General features: G+C 63.7%; 18 protein-coding genes and 3 pseudogenes. 11 read left to right on the top strand and 10 right to left on the bottom strand.

Going from position 1 to position 22,154, the window contains the following annotated elements; all coding sequences use genetic code 11:
- Nucleotides 1-925: 925 nt before the first annotated feature.
- Entirely contained in the window at nt 926-1,336 is a 411-nt protein-coding gene (locus CDE01S_RS13045) for a PepSY domain-containing protein (RefSeq protein WP_013519682.1), read from the bottom strand.
- Nucleotides 1,337-1,594: 258 nt separating this feature from the next.
- Here CDE01S_RS13045 and CDE01S_RS13040 point away from each other — a divergent pair, with 258 nt between their 5' ends.
- The 5 genes and pseudogenes from CDE01S_RS13040 to CDE01S_RS18230 all read left to right on the top strand — a co-directional run.
- A complete protein-coding gene (locus CDE01S_RS13040) occupies nt 1,595-2,149 on the top strand; it encodes a sigma-70 family RNA polymerase sigma factor (RefSeq protein WP_013519681.1) in 555 nt (184 codons plus the stop codon).
- A 15-nt stretch (nt 2,150-2,164) separates the two neighbouring features.
- Entirely contained in the window at nt 2,165-2,632 is a 468-nt protein-coding gene (locus tag CDE01S_RS13035) for an anti-sigma factor family protein (RefSeq protein ID WP_013519680.1), read from the top strand.
- Nucleotides 2,629-3,090 carry a Spy/CpxP family protein refolding chaperone gene (locus CDE01S_RS13030; RefSeq protein ID WP_013519679.1) on the top strand — a complete coding sequence of 154 codons (462 nt, stop codon included), beginning with the start codon at nt 2,629-2,631 and terminating at the stop codon, nt 3,088-3,090. Before CDE01S_RS13035 ends, CDE01S_RS13030 begins: the two co-directional genes overlap by 4 nt.
- 123 nt (nt 3,091-3,213) lie before the next feature.
- Complete coding sequence (locus CDE01S_RS13025; RefSeq protein ID WP_013519678.1) at nt 3,214-3,693, top strand: hypothetical protein; 480 nt, start codon at nt 3,214-3,216, stop codon at nt 3,691-3,693.
- 30 nt (nt 3,694-3,723) lie between these two features.
- Nucleotides 3,724-4,114 (top strand): annotated as a pseudogene (locus CDE01S_RS18230) (DUF3363 domain-containing protein); the annotation flags it as partial.
- 91 nt (nt 4,115-4,205) lie between these two features.
- On the opposite strand, the gene CDE01S_RS13015 reads toward CDE01S_RS18230, so the two are convergent.
- From CDE01S_RS13015 to CDE01S_RS12975, 9 genes are all read right to left on the bottom strand, one after another.
- Nucleotides 4,206-6,578: a phosphoketolase family protein gene (locus tag CDE01S_RS13015; RefSeq protein WP_066708206.1), complete on the bottom strand. Its 2,373-nt coding sequence runs from the start codon at nt 6,576-6,578 to the stop codon at nt 4,206-4,208.
- Nucleotides 6,579-6,661: 83 nt separating this feature from the next.
- Nucleotides 6,662-7,870 carry an acetate/propionate family kinase gene (locus tag CDE01S_RS13010; RefSeq protein ID WP_066708203.1) on the bottom strand — a complete coding sequence of 403 codons (1,209 nt, stop codon included), beginning with the start codon at nt 7,868-7,870 and terminating at the stop codon, nt 6,662-6,664.
- Between the two features lie 39 nt (nt 7,871-7,909).
- Nucleotides 7,910-8,371, bottom strand: a complete 462-nt coding sequence (locus tag CDE01S_RS13005) for a cytochrome c (RefSeq protein ID WP_024539904.1) — start codon at nt 8,369-8,371, stop codon at nt 7,910-7,912.
- A 60-nt stretch (nt 8,372-8,431) separates the two neighbouring features.
- Entirely contained in the window at nt 8,432-9,631 is a 1,200-nt protein-coding gene (locus CDE01S_RS13000) for a lipid A deacylase LpxR family protein (RefSeq protein ID WP_066708200.1), read from the bottom strand.
- Entirely contained in the window at nt 9,628-10,494 is an 867-nt protein-coding gene (locus tag CDE01S_RS12995) for an LOG family protein (RefSeq protein ID WP_066708197.1), read from the bottom strand. The genes CDE01S_RS13000 and CDE01S_RS12995 overlap by 4 nt, the downstream gene beginning before the upstream one ends.
- A complete protein-coding gene (locus tag CDE01S_RS12990) occupies nt 10,491-11,903 on the bottom strand; it encodes an MBL fold metallo-hydrolase RNA specificity domain-containing protein (RefSeq protein ID WP_066708194.1) in 1,413 nt (470 codons plus the stop codon). The genes CDE01S_RS12995 and CDE01S_RS12990 overlap by 4 nt, the downstream gene beginning before the upstream one ends.
- A 7-nt stretch (nt 11,904-11,910) precedes the next feature.
- Entirely contained in the window at nt 11,911-12,120 is a 210-nt protein-coding gene (locus tag CDE01S_RS12985; RefSeq protein WP_066708191.1) for a YgaP family membrane protein, read from the bottom strand.
- Between the two features lie 53 nt (nt 12,121-12,173).
- Entirely contained in the window at nt 12,174-13,325 is a 1,152-nt protein-coding gene (yiaY, locus tag CDE01S_RS12980) for an L-threonine dehydrogenase (protein WP_013519670.1), read from the bottom strand.
- Nucleotides 13,322-14,914 (bottom strand): efflux transporter outer membrane subunit, encoded by a 1,593-nt coding sequence (locus CDE01S_RS12975; RefSeq protein ID WP_084382878.1) that lies wholly within the window; start codon nt 14,912-14,914, stop codon nt 13,322-13,324. Before CDE01S_RS12975 ends, yiaY begins: the two co-directional genes overlap by 4 nt.
- 321 nt (nt 14,915-15,235) lie before the next feature.
- Between CDE01S_RS12975 and CDE01S_RS12970 the strand changes: the two are divergent.
- The 6 genes and pseudogenes from CDE01S_RS12970 to CDE01S_RS12945 all read left to right on the top strand — a co-directional run bounded on the left by CDE01S_RS12970 (nt 15,236) and on the right by CDE01S_RS12945 (nt 21,988).
- Nucleotides 15,236-16,983: pseudogene (locus tag CDE01S_RS12970) on the top strand (PHA/PHB synthase family protein).
- Nucleotides 16,984-17,090: 107 nt separating this feature from the next.
- A complete protein-coding gene (locus tag CDE01S_RS12965) occupies nt 17,091-17,534 on the top strand; it encodes a hypothetical protein (protein WP_013519661.1) in 444 nt (147 codons plus the stop codon).
- Between the two features lie 10 nt (nt 17,535-17,544).
- Complete coding sequence (gene phbB, locus CDE01S_RS12960; RefSeq protein WP_013519660.1) at nt 17,545-18,291, top strand: acetoacetyl-CoA reductase; 747 nt, start codon at nt 17,545-17,547, stop codon at nt 18,289-18,291.
- Between the two features lie 68 nt (nt 18,292-18,359).
- The gene (locus CDE01S_RS12955) at nt 18,360-18,923 is read left to right on the top strand and encodes a universal stress protein (protein ID WP_013519659.1); all 564 of its coding nucleotides are present in this window, start codon (nt 18,360-18,362) and stop codon (nt 18,921-18,923) included.
- Nucleotides 18,856-19,890: pseudogene (locus CDE01S_RS12950) on the top strand (bifunctional enoyl-CoA hydratase/phosphate acetyltransferase); the annotation flags it as partial. The gene CDE01S_RS12955 and the pseudogene CDE01S_RS12950, both read left to right, overlap by 68 nt.
- A gap of 115 nt (nt 19,891-20,005) precedes the next feature.
- A complete protein-coding gene (locus tag CDE01S_RS12945; RefSeq protein ID WP_369406366.1) occupies nt 20,006-21,988 on the top strand; it encodes an esterase/lipase family protein in 1,983 nt (660 codons plus the stop codon).
- Nucleotides 21,989-22,154 lie beyond the last annotated feature (166 nt).

Here is a 22,154-nt window from a genome sequence, read left to right as displayed (position 1 = left end):
TTCGCTGAAGCGGCGGGCTCAGCCCTCCTGCGTTCAAGGCTCTTGGAAGGCGTCCAAAACAATCGGCTGCAGCCTGGGCTTCTTCGTACAGCTGTGTCGAAAGGCTTGTACTCGGGAGATGAGGCGATCACAGTCGTACGCTTGCTCCACAGTGAGGACGCTCGCTTGCGTTATGCCGCATTACCCATCCTTGACGTGAAGTATCTCCAGCCGGACCAAGTGCGCGATGAGAGCCACCGGCTGCTGACGGATAAGGAGTTGGACATTAGGGAAGGCGCTAGCCGGGCTCTACAAGGCATGGAACCATCTGGCGCCGAATCGCGAAAGCCATAGTCAACCCGACGCAGGATTTGAATATCAACGGTCATTAGCCGGCGACGGCTCGCCGGACTACGAGTAGTCCGTTAACGCCAACCACTGCGAACGAATGCCCGCCCCTACCGCCGAAAGGCGACTCACTATGTGGGCTGCCGACCGACCGGAACCGCTGCCTACCGGCCATGGACCTTGGGAGGTGGACCGGCGGCTTTGGGTCGGCAGCCGGCAACATACGACAAAACGTTAGTTGGTCATCGAACGCTGGCTAGGGTCGTCAGATTTCGGAAATTCTTGGGGAAGCATATCCGTGCCGCAGAGAACCATAAGCGTGCCGGAAATGCAGAAAAATGATGTCATCGAAGATGCGCCAAGTTTGCTCCCCAAAAATCTAACCCATTGAGTTTATTAAGAAATCTCTCGCGTGCGGTGATAGCAGCGAGTTATGAGCGGCTGTAACCGGAGTGAAAGCATAAGTGTTCCGCCCCTTTTGGGAAGCATATGTGGGCCTATGCGGCCCGGATATGGTTCCGGGGACACGCGCAAGCTGCGGCAATGGCGGTGATCAGGGGTTTGGACATAGGGTTCTCCTGGAAAGAGGGGAGGCGATTCATTGCACCTGGCCGCGCGGCGCGCTGCCCGGGGTAAAGAGGGGTGAGGAAGGGGCAGTGCCCGCATCCTGCGGCGTGTGGTCGCGCCGGCGCTCGCGCTCCCGGTCCCGGTCTTTGTGGTGGTCATCGCGCTCGCGCGACTTGATCTTCAGCACCTGCAGGGTCTCGGGGTCGAGCTTGGCCTTGAAGCGCTGGCCCTGGGCGTCGGTGCCACGGATTTCGTAGCAGCCGTCGTCAATCTTCAGTCGCTCGACCTGCCAGCCCTGCTGCGCCGCCATCTGGCGCACCGCTTCGCGCGACTGCCATCGCGCGGCCGGGGCATCGCAGTCGCTGGATGCCACCGCTGGCAGCGCCGCGACGGCCAGCACCAGGGTGGCCAGCCGGGGCTTGAGGTGTAGGTTTCGTTTCATCGTCGGTTCCTTTCACAGCATCAGAGCTGTTGATGCCAATAATTTTGACGAACCGGGGGTGAATCAACACTGAACCTTCTGTTCACCTCGTGTTCATCCGATCGAGCCAACGGTCAGTTCACGTTGCCACATGCCCCCATCGGACGTATTGATGAGAAGCATGAAGCGAATCGCGAGTCTGGCTGGACTGACGAAGACGGGTTCGTCAGGGCTTGCCCGAAGATGGAACTTTTGCGCTCCTCATGCGTTAATGCCCCAATGCCCCAACCGAGCCAGTTTGACGAGACTGACTGCATTGCCCGCGCCCAGCGCGGGGAGGTTGCGGCGTTCTCTGAGCTGGTGACGCGCAACCAGGATCGCATCTACCGCTTTCTGGTGCGCATGACTCGGTCACAGGAGGATGCGCGCGAGTTGACCCAGGAAACCTTTCTGAGCGTCTACCAGGCACTGCCCAGCTGGCGCCCGCAGGCGCAGCTGTCCACGTGGCTGTTCCGCATCGCGCGCAACCAGGCACTGGACCGGCTGCGTCGCGCGCGGCACGTGGAGTTCGTGGCGCTAGACGACGCGCTGCATCAGCAGGTACCGGCGGATACGCCCACGCCCGAGGCCATGCTGCAGGCGCGCCAGCGCATCGCGGAGCTGGAGCGCGCGCTGGCGCGGCTGTCGGTGGAGCACCGTGAGATCCTGCTGTTGCGCGACATCGAGGACATGCCCTACGAGGACATTGCCCAGGTGCTGGGCATCGGCCTGGGCACCGTCAAATCCCGCATCGCCCGCGCCCGCGCCGGGCTGCTGCAGCACATGCCACGCTGACCGCAAGGAGCCACCATGACCTGCCCACGCATCGAAGACCTTTCCGCCTTTGTCGATCACGCCCTGCCCGCGCGCAGACAGGCCGCGCTGCAGAGCCACCTGCGGGCTTGCCCTGTCTGCAGCCAGCAGCTCGATGCGCTGCGGGCGCTGCGCCAGGAACTGCACGCCCTGCCATCGCCCACGCTGGGCTTCGATCTCGCGGCGCAGCTGCAGGAGCGCCTGCGCGACCGGCGGCCACCGCGCGCCGCCAGGCCCCGGCGTGCCGGCTGGGACCTTCTGGGCTGGATGCCCACGGGCCTGGCGGCTGGCGCGGCGCTGGTCTCGGGCCTGTGGATGGGCGGGCTGCTGCTGGGCACGGGGGCAGCCATTCCTACCACGTTTGCGGCCGCCGACCCCGCCATGGCGCGCGTGTTCGACCCCGTGCCGCCGGGCGGGCTGTGCGCCGCCACCGAGATTTGCCGACTGCCAAGGAATCTGCCATGAAACACCCCACCTGGATCCGCACCCTGCTGGCCGTCTCGCTGGCGCTCAACCTGGGCATTCTTGCGGCGCTCGTGCTGCGCCCTGCCCGCGTGGCGCCGCCCCCGGCGCCGGCCGTGCACCTGCCGGACTACCTGGCGCTCACGCCCGGGCAACGCACGCGCTGGGAGGCGCTGGAGGCGCCGTTCCTGCACGACCTGTCATCCAACTGGGACGACATACGCCACCGCCGCGAAGCCCTGGTGCGCCACATCTTCGCCGCCGCACCCGACCGCGCGGCCATCGACGCCGAGCAGGCCGCCATTGCCCGCCTGCAGGCCGCGCAGCAGCAGCGCGTGATCACCCAATTGCTGGCCGAGCGCGAGCTGCTGGACACCGCCCAGCGCGAGCGCCTGCTGCAGCTGTTGCTGGGTCGCTACGCGCAGGAGGCGACCGAGGAGGAGCTGCTGCACCGCAAATAAGGCCGTGCACCAAAGATGCAAAACACATGGAACATTCAGACGCGCGCTTCGTTGAAGAGGGCAAGGCAGCCAGGCAACCCGCACGGCCACCTTGCATGGTTCAACTTTCAACGGAGCATTTCCATGAAACAACTCACCACACTGCTGCTGGCCGCCGCCCTGGCAGTCCCCCTGACCTCGATGGCCGCGAGCGCGCACGACAGCCACGGCAGCGCCGAAACCCACCAGTTGCAACTCAACGCCGGCAAGAAATGGGACACCGACGCGCCGCTGCGCCAGGCCATGACGGCCGTCCATGCATCGGTGACGAAAATCCTGCCCGCGGCCCATGCAGGCAAGGCCACGGCGGCCGACTACGACGCCTTCGGCAACGCCGTCGGCCAGCAGGTCGCCTACATGGTGGAAAACTGCAAGTTGCCCCCCGAGGCGGACGCCCAGCTGCACATCATCGTGGCCGACCTGGTGGCGGGCGCCGAGGCCGCCCAGGGCAAGCACGGAGAAGGCAAGCGCGCCGCCGGCGTGGTGCAGGTCGCGCAGGCCTCCAACGCCTACGGCAAGTATTTCAGCCACAGCGGCTGGAAGGCCGTCAAGCTGCCCCATTGAAGGACATGCCAAGCAGGGTGAGGGTATGCCCAAGGCAGGCCCATTCGCCCCCGTGCAAAGTGTCTAGCCACGTTCGGGCACTTGGAGGCACCACGCCGTGCCAGCACCATGGAGCGCGTGGTCGAAGGGCTATGGAAGGTGCCGAACGATCAGCCCGAGCAGGGCCGCCGCCATGACGTGCAGCGTCTGGGTGGTGTGGCCATTGAGCTGAAATCGTACCTGCCCATCGAGCGGCAGGCCCGCGTGATCGGGGCCACCCGGCTCGAATGGCAGCAGGGCGGGCCTGAGCAACCTGGGCTCCGGTGAGGGAACCAAGCAGGCGATGCAGCAGCGCGCCGACTCCCTGGACGAACAGGGACTGGATAAGCGGTGCAGGCGATGCGTGATCCTGACATGCAACCTGCTGGGCACGTTGCGCAGTTGAGAACTGGCGCAGACCGCGAGGACATCGCCTCCACCGGCCTGGAGCTGCCGGCGCACTTCATGACCGGCACAGGATTCGCGTACCTGACTCACGGGCTCAATAAATCTTTGGGATCGCCGGTGCCATCAAGAGCCGCGCGCTGCGCAGGGTCGAGCAGTGCTTCACGATTCCAGCCGGCCACGGTCGCTGCGGCATCCACCGTATGCGCCCAGGTACAGCGGTTGGCGAACAGCATGCCGGGGACATCGAAGGTGCCGCCGCGGCTGATGTAGCCGAGGGCGTGCGTCCTGGTCGGGCCGTTGTCGATGCGGCGCAGAATGCCGAGCATGGGCTCGGGGCGCGTGTGGGTGAGGATCACGCGCGGCAGGCCTTGCGGGAACAGCGTGCTGACAGTGGCGTCTTCATCGACGAACTCCGCTTCCATGGCATCGCGCGGGATGCGCAGGCGGCCAGGTTCCAGGATGACGGTGACGCAGGCGCGCTTGCCCATCCCGGCAAGGTGCTGCTGCGCCTTGATCGCCTCGTCGAGTTGGTAGGCACCCAGCGCGATGAGCTGCACTTCGGCCTCGGCGGGGTCACCGATCAGATGGGCCGCGCCGTCACGGATCAGGCGTTGCGCCGATTCGGCATCGAAGCGGTTCTCCACGTCGCGCTTGGAAACGATGAGGCAGGCCAGTTGCCCGCGTCCGGCATAGATTTCGCGCAGCGCGGCGACCGCAGTGTTGCCATCCACCGGGAACAACACGCGCGAGGTGTCCGACATCTCGCCCAGCAGGGCTTCGCCGATCGTCGGGTCTTGGTGCGACTGTTCGTTTTTGGCGTTCTCCCAGGTGTGCGAGGTGACGATGAGTGGCACCGACAGCCAGCCGGCGGGCTGGCCGACCTGACGCAGGTGGCGGGCGAAGATGATTTCCTGCCGCATCAGGCCGAGCATTTTTACGGCGAAGGCCTCGTAGCTGACGATCAGGTTCAGTCCACCCTTGTTGCCGAGTGCGGCGGCGGCCACGGCCTCTTCGTTGAGCGCGGTGATGACGGCGCCGTGCAAATCCTCAGGCACACCGGGTTCGGGCTCGTTGACGCGGTGCTTGAGCAGCGCCAGCGTGCCGCCCATCTTGTTGCTGGCCAATTCGTCAGGGTTGCCGATGCGCATGCGCAGCTCGGGATTGGCTTTGGCGAATTCAACGAACCACTGATCCAGCGCCGTCATCGCACTGCCTTCGCTGCCTGATATTTCCCAGCGCGGTTCGGGCAGCCTGGGCGCAGCGGGGTGGCGGTGCGCCATCGGATGCGCGCTTTCCAGCGGGCGCTGCTGGGCGGCGTGGGTTGCGAAGGCGGTGAGCGTCGCGTCGAGTTCGACCGGAGCAACGAAGAGCGCAGCCGCGCTTTCGTTGAACCGCCCACGCATGGCGACATCGGTGTGGGGGTTGCCGCCCAACGGCAGGTTGTGCGCGGCGTTGCTGCCAGCACCGGGAAAGCCGAAGCCCTTCTCGGTCTCGGCGATCACGTAGGGCAGAGGCGCCGGATAGCGGCGATCCGGATCGGCGGCAAACGCACGCAGCGCGCCCTCGGCTTCGACGATTGCCCAGGCGATCGCGGCCGGGTCGCGGCCATCGACGATCACCGGGTCGAAGCCGTTGTGGCGCACGTCGTCGGCCAGCCATTGCGCACCCCCTTCCTGCATGATCTGGGTACGTTGCTCGATGCGGCGGCCGTTGAGGATCATCACCGGTACAGCGAAGCCGCTGTCTTGCGCGCGCCACCAACGCGGCGCCCAGTCCGGGCCACGCTGCTCCTCGAAGGCGCCGTCACTGAGGAAGGCGACCAGCGATTCGCCAGGCAGCGGCATGTGGATGTACTGCAGTTCGGCAAAGCCGAGGTAGCCGCCTTCGGACACGGCACCGGCGGTGTTGGGGCCGGCATGGCTGCCCAGCGGCACGGCCGGGCGGCCCTGCGCATCGATGGCATAGGAATAGAAATCGGCACACAGGCGCGACAGGCCTTGCTCGCTGCGGTCGTAGCGGCCCCGCTGCGCGGGCGAGACATCGCCGGTCAGCACATTGACGGCTTCGATGGCGGCGACACAATGGCCCTGGCCCATGATCCAGCCGCGTGTGCTGCCGGTGAGCGCGTTGGCCAGCAGGTAGCCGACGAAGGCCTGCACCATATTCAGCGAGCCGCCGGTGTGGCCTTCGGGCGTGGGCTTGAAGTCCTCGGCTGACAGCGCCGCGCCGGAAAGATCGATGCGGCGCGCATAGGTCATGTGCGCGACCACGTTCATGGCCACGCAGCTCAGGCGGTCGGCGGCGGCAAGCAGGGTGTAGGCCGTCGTCTCGTCGGCAACACGGCCCTCGACGATCAAACGGGTCACCAGGGTTTCCATGCGTTTGATGGTCTCGTCGCGATGGACGATGGGGCCGTGCCCGGCAAGCCAGCACTGGCGGATGGTGGAAGCGGTGGTCATGCGATTTCCCCTCTTTGATGTCGATGAATCCCTGCGTGGCTACAGAGTCAGTTGAGTTGAGCGCGCTCGGCCTGGCTGGGACATCACGCGCCGCCTATCAAATCCTGCGTATAGCGCGCTGTGATCCATTCCTCGTTGGTAGGCTCCACCGCGGCCAGCACCCGGCTGTCGGTGGTGGAGATAACCGGGGCATCGATGGCGTTGGCATCGGCATCCAGCTTGATGCCGATAAATGCCAGGTCGCGGCAGACGCGCTCGCGCACGAAGGCGTTGTGCTCACCGACACCGGCAGTGAACACGAGCAGATCCAGGCCGCCAATGACTGCGATCAGTGCGCCAATCTCCCGCACGATACGGCGCACGTAGAGCGCCAACGCGATGCGGGCGCGTTCGCCGACTTCGCCGGAATCGCTCTCGTGCTTCACCACCACGCGCGGCTCGGCCGAAATCCCGGAAACACCGAGCAGGCCGGACTGGTTGTAGAGCGTGCGGCCTACTTCTTCCAGTGAGAGCTTTTCGATCTCCATCAGGTAGAGCAGGGCGCCCGGATCGAGCGAGCCGGTACGGGTGCCCATCATCAGGCCGTCGAGCGCGGAAAATCCCATCGTGGTGGCGATGCTTTGCAGGTTCTGCATCGCGCACAGGCTGGCCCCGCTGCCGAGGTGCGCGACGATGGTGCGGCCGCGTGCCAGATCACCGTGGCGCTCGGGCAGGACGTGGCTCATGTAGTCGTATGAAAGGCCGTGAAAGCCGTAGCGGCGCAGACCGCGTTCCCAGGCCGAGTACGGCAGCGGCAGGATCTGCTCCACCTTCGGCGCCGTGCGGTGAAAGGCTGTATCGAAGCACGCTACCTGAACAATTCCGGGCCACTGCTCGAACAGCAAACTCATGGCCTTCAGGGGAAAGGGTTGGTGCAACGGCGCCAAAGGAATCAAGGCCCGCAGCTCCGCGATGGAGCCATCGGTCACCACGGTTGGCTCGAAGTACCTGCTGCCGCCATGGACGACACGATGCGCGATGGCCACAATGCGGCGGCCATCGAGTCGGGCCACGATGCGCGCTTGAACCAGCGCCAGAGCGGCGGTGTGAGGGTGTTCGTGATCCAGATGGATGCGCTGCTGTGCAGTGCCACTGTCGCTGTACTCAGGCGCGGGCCCAGCAATCCCTTGCACCTTGCCGTGCCAGAGCGGCTCGCGCGGCAACGGGCGCACCTGTGCATCGAACAAGGCGAACTTGATGCTTGAGGAGCCGCAATTGAGCACCAGGATGAGGCTCGGCTGGGAGTTGCTCATCGTGATGCCCCATACAAACCGGCCTGGGACAAATGCGTGTCAGCGACTCCCATAAAACTGTTCCACGAACGATTGTCGGAAGCTTTGGTGACAAGCGAGGCAGCTTTGTTGTGTCTTGGAGAATGCGGCGATAACGGCCTGGCCGTCGCCGCGCTTGGCGGCATCCCCCATGGCGCTCGCAGCGTCCTGGACCTGTCCATCGAAACCCCGGAATTTCCCGGCATCCGTGCCAAGCCAGCCAAGAATGCGCATCTTTTCGCCCAGAGGTGGCTCGGCATGCTTGGCGATTTTGGGCGCCAACTCGGCGACCAGTGTCCATTCCTCCTTGGAAATCGCACCGGTGACGGCTTGCATGTCACGGCCAAGTCGCTCCATGACGCTGCGAAGCGCCATCGGCTTTGCAGCGTCAGCGGACTGCGCGCCCAGTCCCGTGGTGGCGGTGGCCAAGGCTACTGACAACGTGATCGTCAAAAGCTGTCGAGGGTTCAAGAGGTAACTCACGGGATTCTCCATGGAGGTTGTTGGTGAATGCTTCGCAGGCGGGCGCATGGCTTCGGGATTTCAAAATTCCATGCTCAACGCAATCGATCCGAAGGCGTGATGGCCGATCTGCTGGTCGAACTCGCGGGTTCTCCAGACGCGCATCACGGCAAGCCGCACGCCATGCCCGGCAACAATCCATTGGCTGCTGATGCCAATGGCTGCCTGAGCGACCCAGGGTCGTCGACTGACGTGATGGCTGTGCCGAAACAGATTCCCGTCGAGCGAGAAATCCCAGGCAACGGCTTTGGCCTCCAGATTCAGGAATGCATGCGCTCCGGGTTTGGGCGCGCGCGCTGATTGAGGCTCTGTTCTGCGCAGGTCGGAAACGCCCGAGGGCGGGCGATTCTCCGCGCCGGGCCGAATCGGATAGCTGCCGAAGTCGTTCGGAATGTTCCAGCCCGCACGCAATTCCATGCCGGTGCTGGCTGCGGTTTCGATGTTTCCGATCCGCAGGGCATAGCTGCCGATCACGTCGCCGCTCCATCCCGGCCGGACGGCACCCTCTGTGTACGACTTGAACTTGCGCTCCATCGCCATCTGGAACGCGGGTTCGTTGCGCAACTGGTTGTCCCAGCCGCGAAAACGATCGATGCCCCGCACCCGATGCACCAGATCCTGCGATTGCTCCGCCAACGACCAGGGGCCAATCACGCCCAGGGTCAGTTCGCGCACATCAAGTATTTCATAGCTGACGGCCTGTGGGTGGACGCGGCGATTCCATGCCAGACCCAGATACAGCAGGCCGGCGTACGGGCGATCGTCAGAAATCAGATCGGTGCGTGCCTTGTCCTCGGGTGTGTACATGGACTGGCCGAAGCGCACGACGATGTTTTGCGACGCCGACCGGGCACCGGAGTCGCGCCAGAACTCAGGATCAGCCCAGCCGATGAAGCGGGTGTACCAGGCAATCGGTTGGGGCAGACACTCCGGGCGGAGCGCGCCTTGCAGATCGCGCGAAACCATGCTCAACGCCACGCCGTTGGTGTAGTTGCGGTCGGTACCGGTGAACAAATCGTTCTCCAGGCGCAGGGTTCCACCTCTCCAGTGCAAGGCGTGCTCTGGCAGGCAGCGGGAAATACCATCCGAGGATGCGGGCTCTGCGCCACGGGCGGCAGTCGAGCCGAGTACCGCGCACGCAATCAGCGGCGTGATACTGCGCATCGACCATTGCGCATTGGCCTTTGGCAGCCGCGCGTGAAGGCTGCCGATGCGCATCATGATGGCGCGCCATCTGTTGCTCTATCGACGTAAAAGCGTTCCAAGGCACCCATGATTTCCTCGGCTTTGTCCACGCAGGTAAACAAGTCGAGATCGGATGGCGATACGTAGCCTTCGTCGAGCAGAAGATCGAAATCAACGGCTCGGCTCCAGAAGCCGCGGCCGACCAGAACCACCGGAATCCGCTGCATCTTGCCGGTCTGGATCAGGGTCAGCACCTCGAACAGTTCGTCGAGCGTTCCATAGCCACCGGGGAAGGCCACCAAACCTTTCGCATGCAGCAAGAAATGCATTTTGCGCAGCGCGAAATAGTGGAACCGAAACGCCAGCTCCGGACACATGTAGGGGTTCGGCGCTTGTTCGTGCGGCAAAGTGATGTTGAGGCCGATCGAGCGGGCCCCGGCATCGAAAGCACCGCGATTGGCGGCTTCCATGATGCCGGGGCCGCCACCGGTGATGACGACGAAGTCGCACCGCCCCTCCTGCTGGAAACGAGCAGAGATCAGTTGGGCGAAGCGCTGTGCCTCTTCGTAATAGCGTGCCTGTTCCACGCGGCGACGGGCCAAGGTCAGGTCCCGCCCAAACGTTGGATTCCCCGGCATGGTGCCCGCTCGCTGCTCCAGCACAGCGAGCCGGTCGCGTGCAGTGGCAGCATCGCTTACGCGCGCACTGCCAAACACCACCACGGTCGAATGCACGCCTTGCTCACGCAAGATGCGTTCGGGCTTGAGCAGTTCGAGTTGGAGACGCAGCGGGCGCAGATCGTCCTGGCCAAGCAAATCGATGTCTTCATACGCAAGGCGGTATGTGGGTGAATCGAGGATGGCGCGCAGGCGCTCGTCAGGATCAGCGGGCGGTGTCATCGCTCGACCACCAGAAAATCCGGCCACGGAACGACCCGGCCGCGCTCGGGCACCGAGACCTGCCAGCCAAGCTGCTGTTGCAGGAGTTCCGCCAAAGCCTGCGCGGCGGACGGCTCCCCATGCACTACAAAGGTTTGCTCGGGGGCTTGCTTGAAGCCTCGGGCCCAGGCCATCAGGGCTGGTTGGTCGGCGTGCGCCGAGAGCCCATCGACACTGTGGATCGCCGCGCGCACCGGAATGTCGTCGCCGAAGATGCGCACGCGCGCCGCGCCATCGACCAGTTGGCGGCCCAGTGTTCCCTGCGCCTGAAAGCCGGAGAACAGGACGCTGCATTCCTTGCGCGGCAAATTGTGGCGCAGGTGGTGCCGGATGCGTCCCGCGTCGCACATGCCGCTGGCGGAAATGATGATCGCGCCCGAACGAATCTGGTTCAGCGCCATGGATTCGTCGGCGCTTTCCGTGAAATGCAGATACGGCAGGTTTTCGCCCCGCGCGTGCCACCCGGCCAAGCGCTTGGCCTGCTCGTCGAACAGCTCAAGGTGCTCGCGCGTGATGCGCGTGGCTTCCGTGGCCATCGGCGAATCAACGAATACCCTCGGTTGCCGCAGCCGCCCCTCGCTGGTGAGACGGTGCAGGTGGTACAGGACTTCCTGGGTTCGACCGACCGCGAAGGCCGGCACGATGACGTTGCCACCGCGTTCGAACAGGGTTTTCTCGACGATGCCGATCATCTCCTCTTCGGTTGCCGAAAAGTCCTTGTGCTGGCGGTTGCCATAGGTGGACTCGATGACGAGGATGTCGGCGTCCTCGATGGGTGTCGGGTCGCGCAATATCGGGCGTCCCGGCTGGCCAAGGTCGCCGCTGAATACCAGTTTTGTCGGGTAGCCGTACTCGGTGACCCAGACTTCGATGATGGCCGAACCGAGGATGTGCCCGGCATCGCGAAAGCGCGCGCGCACCCCGACCCGGGGCGCGAACTCCCGGTCGTATTCGATGCCTCGTACCTGCTGCAGGCATTCGCGCGCATCCTGCAGCGTGTACAGCGGCGGCAGCGGGTCCTTTCCGCGGAACCGCTTGGCACTGCGTTTTGCATCGCTCTCCTGGATGTGTGCACTGTCGGGCAGCATCACGCCCAGCAGATCAACCGTGGCGGGAGTGGTGTAGATGGCCCCTTTGAACCCGGCGCGGGTGAGTTTGGGCAATAGCCCGCTGTGGTCGATGTGGGCATGGGTCAGGAGCACGAAATCGATAGCTGCCGGGTCGAACGGAAATGGCTCGCGGTTGCGCGCCGCCGCCGCAGAGCCCCCTTGAACCATGCCGCAATCCACCAGGAAGCGCAGGCCCGCCGCCTCCACCAGGAAGCACGACCCGGTGACTTCGCGCGCAGCACCCAGAAATTTCAGTTTCATGGGATGCTCACTCGGGCTTCTTCTTTTGCATTGGACAGGTGTTCACGCCGAGCAGGCGATAGCCCGGACAGTGACCCGCCAGGCCGGTAATCAGCGGCATGATTCCGATGAGCCCCAGCCACCGCCATGGCGAATCCAGCCACAACGGCAAGCTGAGCAGGATCAGGCCGATGACGACGCGCGCGATGCGATCGAGGTTTCCTACGTTCGTTTGCATGGAGGCACTCCTTGATGGTGGGATAGAACGGGTTCGGGAAATCACGCCGACGGCTACATGGCCGCCGCGAAAATGGCACTGATTTCCTCGTGCGACGCCTGTATTGGATTGGTCAGTCCGCACGCGTCCTTGAGCGCATTGGTGGCCAGGGTGGGAAAGTCCTTGGCCTGAACGCCAAGCTGTGACAGCCCGTGGGGAATGCCGATGTCGGCGGACAATTGGCGAATCGCCAATAGGCACAGATCCGCGGCGGCCTCGTCGCCCAGGCCATCGGTCTTTTCCCCCATCGCGCGGGCGATGTCGGCGAGGCGTCCCGCAGCGACCTGCTTGTTGTAGGCCTGCACGTGCGGCAGCAGGACGGCGTTGCACACACCGTGCGGCAGGTCGTAGAAGCCGCCCAGTTGATGCGCCATGGCGTGCACGTAGCCCAGCGAGGCATTGTTGAAGGCCATGCCGGCGAGGAACTGCGCATAGGCCATCTGTTCGCGCGCTTCGACGTTTCGCCCGTCAGCCACCGCCTTGCGCAGCCATTGGCTTATCAATGCCACGGCCTTGAGTGCGCAGGCATCGGTGATCGGCGTGGCAATGGTTGAAACATAGGCCTCCACCGCGTGCGTAAGGGCATCCATGCCGGTGGCGGCGGTCAAGCTGGCGGGTTTGAGCAGCATCAGCTCGGGGTCGTTGACCGAGAGAATGGGCGTCGTGTGCTTGTCGACGATCGCCATCTTCACGTGGCGCGCCTCGTCGGTGATGATGCAAAAGCGCGTCATTTCGCTGGCCGTTCCAGCCGTGGTGTTGATCGCCACCAAGGGCAGCTGCGGCTTGGCCGACTGGTCAAGTCCCTCGTAGTCCTTGATCGTTCCGCCATTGGCAGCGACCAATGCGATTCCCTTGGCGCAGTCGTGCGGCGAACCGCCGCCGAGCGAGATGACGAAATCACAATCGTTGTCGCGCAGTTGCTTCAGCCCATCGGCCACGTTCTTGGTCGTCGGGTTGGGCTGCACTCCATGAAAAACCAGGGTATCCACGCCGTGGCTGGCAAGAAGGTCGCGCACGTTGCCGACCAGTCCGAGACGAACCAAGGGAAGGTCGGTCACGATCAGCGCTTTCCTGAAGCCATAGGACTGGATGGCCTTGGCTGCATCACGAAGACAGCCCGCGCCCATCAGGTTCACGGGCGGAATGAAAAAGGCGGTGGTGGTCATGGCTTGGCTCCTTCGGTTGGCCTGTTGATGATCAAGTGAGTAAGGGTTTCGCGTTCCGCGCTTTGGCTTGTGAGGTGTTCCGTCGCGGCGGCGCTTGCAGGCATGCCGGAGCGACTTGCACGAGGCGTGGGTGCGGCGGCGCCTGTAGGCGAATGGGCGGCGCTTGGCGTCATGTTGGATACCTCCCAGCCGCCCCCGAGCGCCTTGTACAGCGCCACCAATTGCACGGCGGCGCTGGTATGCGCACGTGCGGCCGCAGTCTCGGCTTCGTGCAGGCTGCGCTGGGCGGCCAGCAGCTCCACCAGTGCAACATCGCCCGCGGCGTAGCGAGCCTTGGCGTAGCCGTAGCTGGTTCGTGCCGCATCCAGGGCCATGGCACGGCGCTCCAACGTGTCCAGCCCGCCGTGGTAGTCGCCCAGCGCACGCTCGGCGTCACCCAGCGCCGCCAACACCGCCTGCTCATAGGCCAGCGCCGCCTGCTGCTCGGCGGCCTCGCGTGCCCGAATCTCGGCACGCACGCGGCCACCATCGAACAGACGCCAGGAAATCAGCGGCAGGATGGAAAACCGTGAACTGGATGCATCGAACCAGTTGCCCGTGCTGAGCGCCTGAAACCCGCCGCCGACACCGATGGAGAGCTTGGGGAACAGCTCGGCCGTGGCCACGCCGATGTCGGCAGAACTCGCCGCCAGACGCCGTTCCGCGGCCAGCACGTCAGGGCGGCGGCGCAGAAGATCAGCACGTTCGCCCACCGGCAGGGCCCGCAGCGTGCACGGTGCCAAGGGGCCGTCGAGCAATGCCAGTTCACGCTCCGGTGGAGCGCCCAAGAGCACGCCCAGGCCCAGCACCGCGGCGCGCTGGCGGGCCTGGATGTCCGGCAGCAGTGCGTTGACGGCAGTCCACTGCGCATAAGCCGCCTCCACATCGGCGGCGGATGCGTCGCCCAATGCATGCCGCAGGCGCACCAGCTCCAAGGTCTGCTGCAGCGTATCCAGCGTGGCTTGTTGTGCATGCAGTTCGTATCCAGCACCAACGGCGGTGAACCAGGTGCGTGCGACCTCGGCCACGATGCGCATGCGCACACCCTGTGCTTCGACTTCGGTGGCTTGCAGGCGGGCGCTGGCGCCTTCCAGGGCGCGGCGCTTGGCGCCGAATAGATCGGCCTCCCAGGCCGCATCGAAGCCCGCATCGTAGATGGTCTGGGTGGCGTCCATGCCGGGAATCGAGCCCACGGGCAAGGGGCCGTTCTTGCTTTGCCCGCGTCGGTTCAGCACGCCCGGGTGCTTGGACACGAAGTCGATGTGCGTGATGAACATCGCTTCGAGCGCTGCGGCGGGAGATGCGGCGCCCTCGGCCGCCTTGTCCACGGTGACCAGAAGACGTTCGCCGACCCACGACATCGTGGCTTCCACGATGGCTTCCTTGGTGGGGAAGTGGCGAAACAGCGCGCCCTGTGTCAGGCCCATTCGGTCGGCAATCGCCGTGGTCGTGATCTCGGCCGGGTTCTGCTCGGCTGCCAGATCAACCACGGCTTGCACTGTGGCCGCACGCCGATCTTCGGCGGACAGGTATTGGGGGCGTTGACTCACGATTCGGACTCCATGTAGTTAGTGATCTATTACTATCGTAACACGCAAAATGACCATGATGCAAGATCGGAAACTTGTCGGGTGAGGCAGGACTGTGGGCCCTTTCCTGGGGAGAGCGGATCGGTCAACTTGATGCAACTCAAGAAGCTGTATGGCCTTCCAGACAGATCGAAAAGTGCTTGATCGTCGGACTGCAGCATCAGCAGCGGTAGTGATTGAGCTTTGGGTGGCTGAAAAATTTGGCGCCCCTGCGGAAGGCTTGCAACTTTTCCTGTAAGCGATAAGATAGTAATATGTTACTCGCTAAATGAAGGGTTGGAGATGAGCAACGTCGCAACACACGGCAAGGCCGATCTGGCGCAGCCCGAAGCCTGTCGCCCTGACACCCTGGATACGCTTGCGAACGCCTGGCGGGCGCGCAGCACGGGTGGGCTGTCACCGGCGGCCGGCCTGCTGGCCTGGTACGACTGGGCGTTGCACCTGAGCCTTTCACCAGGCAAGCAACGCAGCTTGATCGAAAAGGGTTTGCACAAGCAGCAGCGCCTTGCGCGCTATGCCTTGCGCGTTGCCAGTGCGCACGACTGCCCGACCTGCATCGAACCGCTGGAGCAGGATCGGCGCTTTGCCGCCCCGGCGTGGCAGCAGTGGCCCTTCAACGTGATTCACCAGGGCTTTTTGCTGCAGCAGCAGTGGTGGCACAACGCCACCACGGGCGTGCGTGGCGTGTCGCGCCATCACGAGAACATGGTCACTTTCGCCGGGCGGCAGTGGCTGGACATGTGGTCGCCTTCGAATTTCATCTGGACCAACCCCGAGGTGCTGCACGCCATCACGCAAAGCGGGGGCGCAAACCTGTGGCGCGGCGCCATGAACTTTCTGGAAGATGCAAGGCGCCTCGCGCTCGACGATGCGCCTGCAGGGGTCGAAGGGTTCGAGGTCGGCAAGGACGTGGCGGTCACCCCAGGCAAGGTGGTGTTTCGAAACCACCTGATCGAGTTGATCCAGTACTCACCCACGACGCCGGATGTGCATGCGGAGCCGGTACTGATCGTGCCGTCCTGGATCATGAAGTACTACATCCTCGACCTGTCGCCGCACAACTCGATGGTGAAGTACCTGGTCGATCAGGGGCACACGGTGTTCATCCTTTCATGGAAGAACCCGACGGCGGCCGATCGTGACCTCGGCCTGGAGGACTACCGCTGGCTGGGGGTCATGGACGCATTGGATGCGGTCACGGCCATCGTGCCCGAACGCAAGGTGCAGGCGGTCGGCTATTGCCTGGGCGGCACCTTGCTCGCGATCGCCGCCGCCGCGATGGCGACGAGCGTCTGCAAAGCCTGACGCTGCTGGCATCGGAGACTGATTTCCGCGAGTCGGGCGAGATCGCGCTTTTCATCGACGACAGTCAACTGGCATGGCTGGAAGCCGGCATGTGGGACAAGGGCTATCTCGACGGCAAGCAGATGGCTGGCGCGTTCCAGATGCTCAACTCACGCGACCTGATCTGGTCGCGACGGGTGCGCGAATACCTGTTGGGTGAGCGTCAGACCTTCAATGACCTGATGGCCTGGAATGCCGACGTGACCCGCATGCCGTACCGCATGCACAGCGAGTACCTGCGGCGCCTGTATCTGGACAACGACCTGGCCGAGGGGCGCTACCGCGTCGGCGGGAGACCCGTGGCGCTGGCCGACATCGAGGTGCCCATGTTCATCGTCGGCACGGTGCGCGATCACGTCGCCCCCTGGCCGTCCGTGTACAAGATGCACCTGCTCAGCGATGCGGAACTGACCTTTGTTCTCACCAGCGGGGGGCACAACGCCGGCGTCGTCAGCGAGCCGGGACACCCCCGGCGCAGCTTCCAGATTGCGACCCGTGCGGCCGGCGATCGCTATATCGATCCGCAACTGTGGCGTGCCGAGACCCCGATGAACGAAGGCTCCTGGTGGCCGGCATGGCAGCAATGGCTGGCCCAGCGCTCTGCCGGGCGCGTCGCGCCGCCTGCCATGGGCGGGACGCAAGCACCGCTTGGCGATGCGCCGGGAACCTATGTGGCCATGCGATGACAGGACAAAACACCGCCAAGAATACACCCTCAACTTTCATCGGGCCGTTGCGCAGCCATGGCCTACACCCGCCCCGGAGGGGCACATCATGACCGTGGAGCATTGACATGAACAGCGAACTGCCCATCCAACTCTACAAGGCCAATGCCGAGTTGCAGCTTCAGATCACCCGCTTGCTTCAAGAAAGCGGCCACCACTGGCTCGAAGCCATGCAGCAGCTCAGTGCCGGTGGCGTGCTGGAGACCACCTCGCGCATCCAGAACCTCCAACAGGCAGCGGACTGGCAGGCGCTTGCCACCTTGCCGTCCGAGGTGTTCTGGCGCCTGTGCCAAGGCCGTATGGGCGACACACAGGCGGTCGGCCGGGCTGCTGCCAAGAGCCAGGCGGCATTCGCCGATGGCCTGCGCGAAGCGCTGACCACCTGGCAGGCATCTGTCTCCGAGGTATTCGGCGCCAGCGGCGGCACAGCCTCTTTCGCGCAGTTTTTTCAGCAATGGACGCAGCCCTGGACTGCGCCAGGCGCCGCGCCTCAGGGCAAGGCCAAAAAGTGAGGAGGCGCATATGAGCAGTTCGGGACGAACCGCCCTGGTCACTGGCGGCAATCGCGGCCTTGGCGCGGCCATTGCCCGCGCGCTGGACGACGCGGGCCACCGCGTCATCATTACGCACACGCCCGGCAACGAGAAGGTCGCCGCCTGGCTTGACGCGCAGGACACCAAAGGCTACCGGTTCACGGCCTACGGCGTCGATGTCGGCGACTGGGAATCGACCCAGGCCTTGGCGCGTCAGATTCAGGCGGACGGCCACCACGTTGACATCCTGGTGAACAACGCCGGCATCACCCGCGACGCGACCCTGCGCAAGATGGACAAGGCCGGCTGGGACGCCGTGCTGCGCACCAACCTGGACTCCATGTTCAATGTCACCAAGCCATTCATCGATCCGATGGTGGAGCGTGGCTGGGGGCGCATCGTCAACGTCTCGTCCATCAACGGCAGCAAGGGTCAGTTCGGCCAGACCAATTACTCGGCGGCCAAGGCTGGCGTGCATGGCTTCACCAAGGCGCTGGCGCAGGAGGTGGCACGCAAGGGCGTGACGGTCAACACCGTCTCGCCGGGCTATCTGGCCACCGAAATGGTGATGGCGGTGCGCGAGGACGTGCGCCAGAAGGTCATCGAAGCGATTCCGGTGGGTCGCCTCGGCCAGCCGGATGAGATCGCGGCGCTGGTGGCCTTCATCGCCAGTGACGCTGCTGCTTTCATGACGGGCAGCAACGTGGCGATGAACGGTGGCCAGCACATGTCATGAGTCGGGAGAGCCCGCAGCCCTTGCGGGCGGTTTCCCGCGCGGCAGTCAGCGCCTCCCGGAGGAGTTCCATGTATTCCCGATTTCTGGTGCCGCTGGACGGCAGTCCCACATCCTTCCTGGCGCTCGATCATGCGGCAGAACTGGCACGCCTGAGCGGCGCCACCGTGATCTTGCTGCATATCGTCGAACCAACCCGCCACAGCACGGGTTTCGAACGTCCCGAGGTCTACATCAAGGATGTCCGCCCACGCTTCCTCAAAGCCGGCCAGACGTTGCTGGATGAGGCTGCGAGTCGGCTCCGCCGGGAAGGAATTGCCACAGAGACGGTGCTGCTTGAAAGCGGCACCGAACGCGTGTCGGAACAGATCGCGCATCAGACCGAGATCAACGATTGCGACCTGGTCATCCTGGGCACCCACGGACGTCGCGGCATGAACCGGCTGCTGCTGGGCAGCGATGCGGAGCAAGTAGCGCGCATCGCGCCAGTTCCGGTAATGCTGGTGCGCCAGTCGAGCCGAGATGGTGGCCCGCCATCTTCAGCCGCACGGGCGCCAGTGAAGGCCAGCGACAACATCGGTACGTCAGGCTGGCGTTCAACTGGCGCAAGCAAGGCAAAGAAATCACATGAATGAACAAGCCCCTGAGGGCGTTCGCGCCGATCCTCCAAGTGGTGTCGAGCGTCTTATCGCCCATGTCAAAACCATGGCCCCGGTTCGCACCGCGGTGGTGCACCCTTGCGACGCGCTCAGCTTGGGGGGTGCCTTGGACGCGCGCGATGCCGGCGTCATCTCGCCAGTATTGGTGGCGCCGCTCGCCAAGTTGCGTGCCGTTGCGGCCGACACGGGGTTGGAACTGGGAGACAGCGAGGTCGTCGATGTGCCGCACAGCCACGCCGCAGCGGCCACCGCCGCCCGGCTGGCTGGCAAGGGCGAGGTGCAGGCGCTGATGAAAGGCAGCTTGCACAGCGATGAGTACCTGGGTGCCATCCTGGCGCCCGAAGCCTGCCTGCGCACCGAGCGCCGATTGACGCACTGCTACATCATGCAGACGGCCAGCTACCCACGGCCCTTCATCATCACCGACGCCGCCATCAATATCGCTCCGACGCTCGAAATCAAGGCCGACATCGTGCGCAACGCCATCGACTTGGCGCGCGCCATCGGCATTGCCGAGCCCAAGGTGGCGATCCTGGCGGCGGTCGAAACCGTCAACCCGCGCATGCTTTCAACCCTGGATGCTGCGGCACTGTGCAAGATGGCCGATCGTGGCCAGATCACCGGAGGTGTGCTCGACGGGCCACTGGCCTTTGATAACGCCGTCTCTCCCGATGCCGCGCGCGTCAAGGGCATCAAGTCCGCCGTGGCCGGGCAAGCCGACATCCTGGTCGTTCCCGACCTGGAAAGCGGCAACATGCTGGCCAAGCAACTGGAATACATGGGCCAAGCCGATAGCGCGGGGATCGTGATGGGCGCGCGCGTGCCGATTGTGCTCACCAGTCGCTCGGACTCGCGCCGCACGCGAATAGCTTCATGCGCCATTGCACTGATCTTGGCGCATCGCCAGCGTGCTTTTGTTCAGGGCGAAGGGAGCCGCGTATGAAATGCAATTTCACGGGCAATGTTCCGTTCGTTTCAGGTAATGATTCTGCAGTGCCGGTACGCAGCTCTCGATCGTGAGGCATATGCTCCTTGCATCTCTCTGGCGTTGGTTGATCGTGATCACCGCCGCGTTTGCACTTGGTGGTTGCGCGGTCGTCAGTGAATTCAAACCTTCTGTCGCTGTACGCGCGATGACGCCGGATGAATACGTTGCCCTACGACGCGGCGATCTCCTCGGCAGAGGCAAACTCAGCGCACCGACCTTGCAGACAATCCGCGTGACCGGGCTCGATGAGCGAGTTTGCGCAACGAACACCTCGCTCACTTGCATCGAGGCGTTGACCATGATGAAGGACTTGGACGGCGAAACGAGGCTGTCGGCACTGGCTGAACTCTGGTTGCAGCATGCCATGTCGATCTCGACGGCAGTCCCAAATAGTCGCATCGTTTCTACTTCCGCCTGGATCGAGACGGCTCGGCACGCTTACGCGTATCTCTTTTTCACCAGGCGCTCGCCCGGCGAGCGCGCGTTTGAGGAACGGCAGACGCAGGTGCGCGATTGGTACAACTATGCGGTGCAAAAAACGGTCACGCAATTGTTTGGCCTACAGCACCAAGCACTTCGTGCACATGCTGGCGAAACCAAAGCGACATTGCGCTTGGGTGACTGGGCTTTGCGAGTCGACTTGAACGCCCGGCTGCCCAACGATGCGACCACGCCACGCGAGTTGCTGCCTGCGAACGCTCTGGCATTCCAAGGCCTGCGCGGCATCTATCGCAGGGACGGCTTGGGTGCGGAATTGGTGGCCGTAACGGAGGCAGATCCGAAGTCACTGGACGAATCAGACGAATCTTCCGCCGGTAACGAGCGCCCGGGGGTATTTCCCGCCTGGAGCGAAATGCCAACGCCCAACGTGACAGTAGTGCTTCGTTTTGATGCACTCACCGTCGATGAGCTGCTTGCCTCGCGTGAACTCGTCGTCGGTGTGTATGACCCCTTGGTACAGGACTATCTGCAACTCCACGGCCAACGCGTTCCACTGGCTGGTAACTTCACGGCTGGCTACGGCTTATGGTTGGCGCGTTCGGGATTCAACCAGCAATCCTTGCGAGGGCTGTTTGGGCGTGAGCGTGGCATCGATCAGCCGCATCTGTATCTGATGCAGCCGTTCGACCCGCGGCGGCGCATCATCGTGATGGTGCATGGACTGGCGAGCAGCCCCGAAGCATGGGTCAACGTTGCCAATGAGCTTCTGGCCGATGAAGAGCTGCGATGCGAATTCCAAGTGTGGGAGATCTATTACCCCACGAATATGCCTGTACCAGCCAGTCATGCAGCAATCCGCCAAGTTCTGGCGGCAGCTTTGCATCACTTCGACCCTGAAGAGGAAACCTTGGCTTCCCACGGGCTGGTGTTGATTGGGCACAGCATGGGAGGACTGCTGGCGCGGCTGATGGTTTCCACGGCAGACCAGCAGCTGTGGGAGTGGGCTGCATCGGATCCAAGAATCGATCTGAACCGTCTTGGGAGCACCCGTTCCCAACTTGACCCCCTTTTGCGCTTTCAGCCATTCCCAGGTGTTGATCGCGTGATATTCGTTGCCACACCGCACCGTGGAACCGTGGTTGCCGGGCAGGGACTTGGGCGTTGGGTGGCCGGATTGATCCGCTTGCCATTGACGCTGCTGTCAACCCTCGGCGACGCCTTCCCGGCTCGCGCGGAGATCATGGCCACGGCACAGGCCACGATCTTGCAGAACATCCCCAACAGCATTGACCAACTCGACGAAAACGATCCCTTCGTCAAAGCTACGAGCGAGCTTCCGATTTCGGATCAGGTGTCCTATCACTCGATCATTGCCAGGCGGCAGGCTAACGGCCCTCTCGCTGAATCGGACGATGGTTTGGTTCCCTATCGAAGCGCGCATCTGGAGGGCGCCGAGTCGGAAGAAATCATCGTGTCCGGACACAGCGTGCAGGAGACCGCGGCATCCGTCGTCGAAATCCGGCGAATCCTGCGCAAAGATATTTCCAAGCATCGGTTGATAGCCGCTGATTCGTCTTCCGTCCGGAGAGGGAGTTGCCCACCCCAACGATGAGTTCAGTCATTGATTTTTCGAAGCATAGTAAGTAACATATCACTTACTATGTGGTCTTGGCTGAATCGCTTGCATCGCACCGTGGATATTTTCGGTTTGGAAGGGCGGCGTCCTTGGTGTTCACACACGAGCGGAGCATCCGGCTGCATCCCACGGAACGTGGATG

The sequence above is a fragment of the Curvibacter delicatus NBRC 14919 genome (genome assembly GCF_001592265.1).
GTDB lineage: Bacteria > Pseudomonadota > Gammaproteobacteria > Burkholderiales > Burkholderiaceae_C > Hylemonella > Hylemonella delicata.
This window is presented reverse-complemented; position numbering and strand designations above follow the sequence as displayed.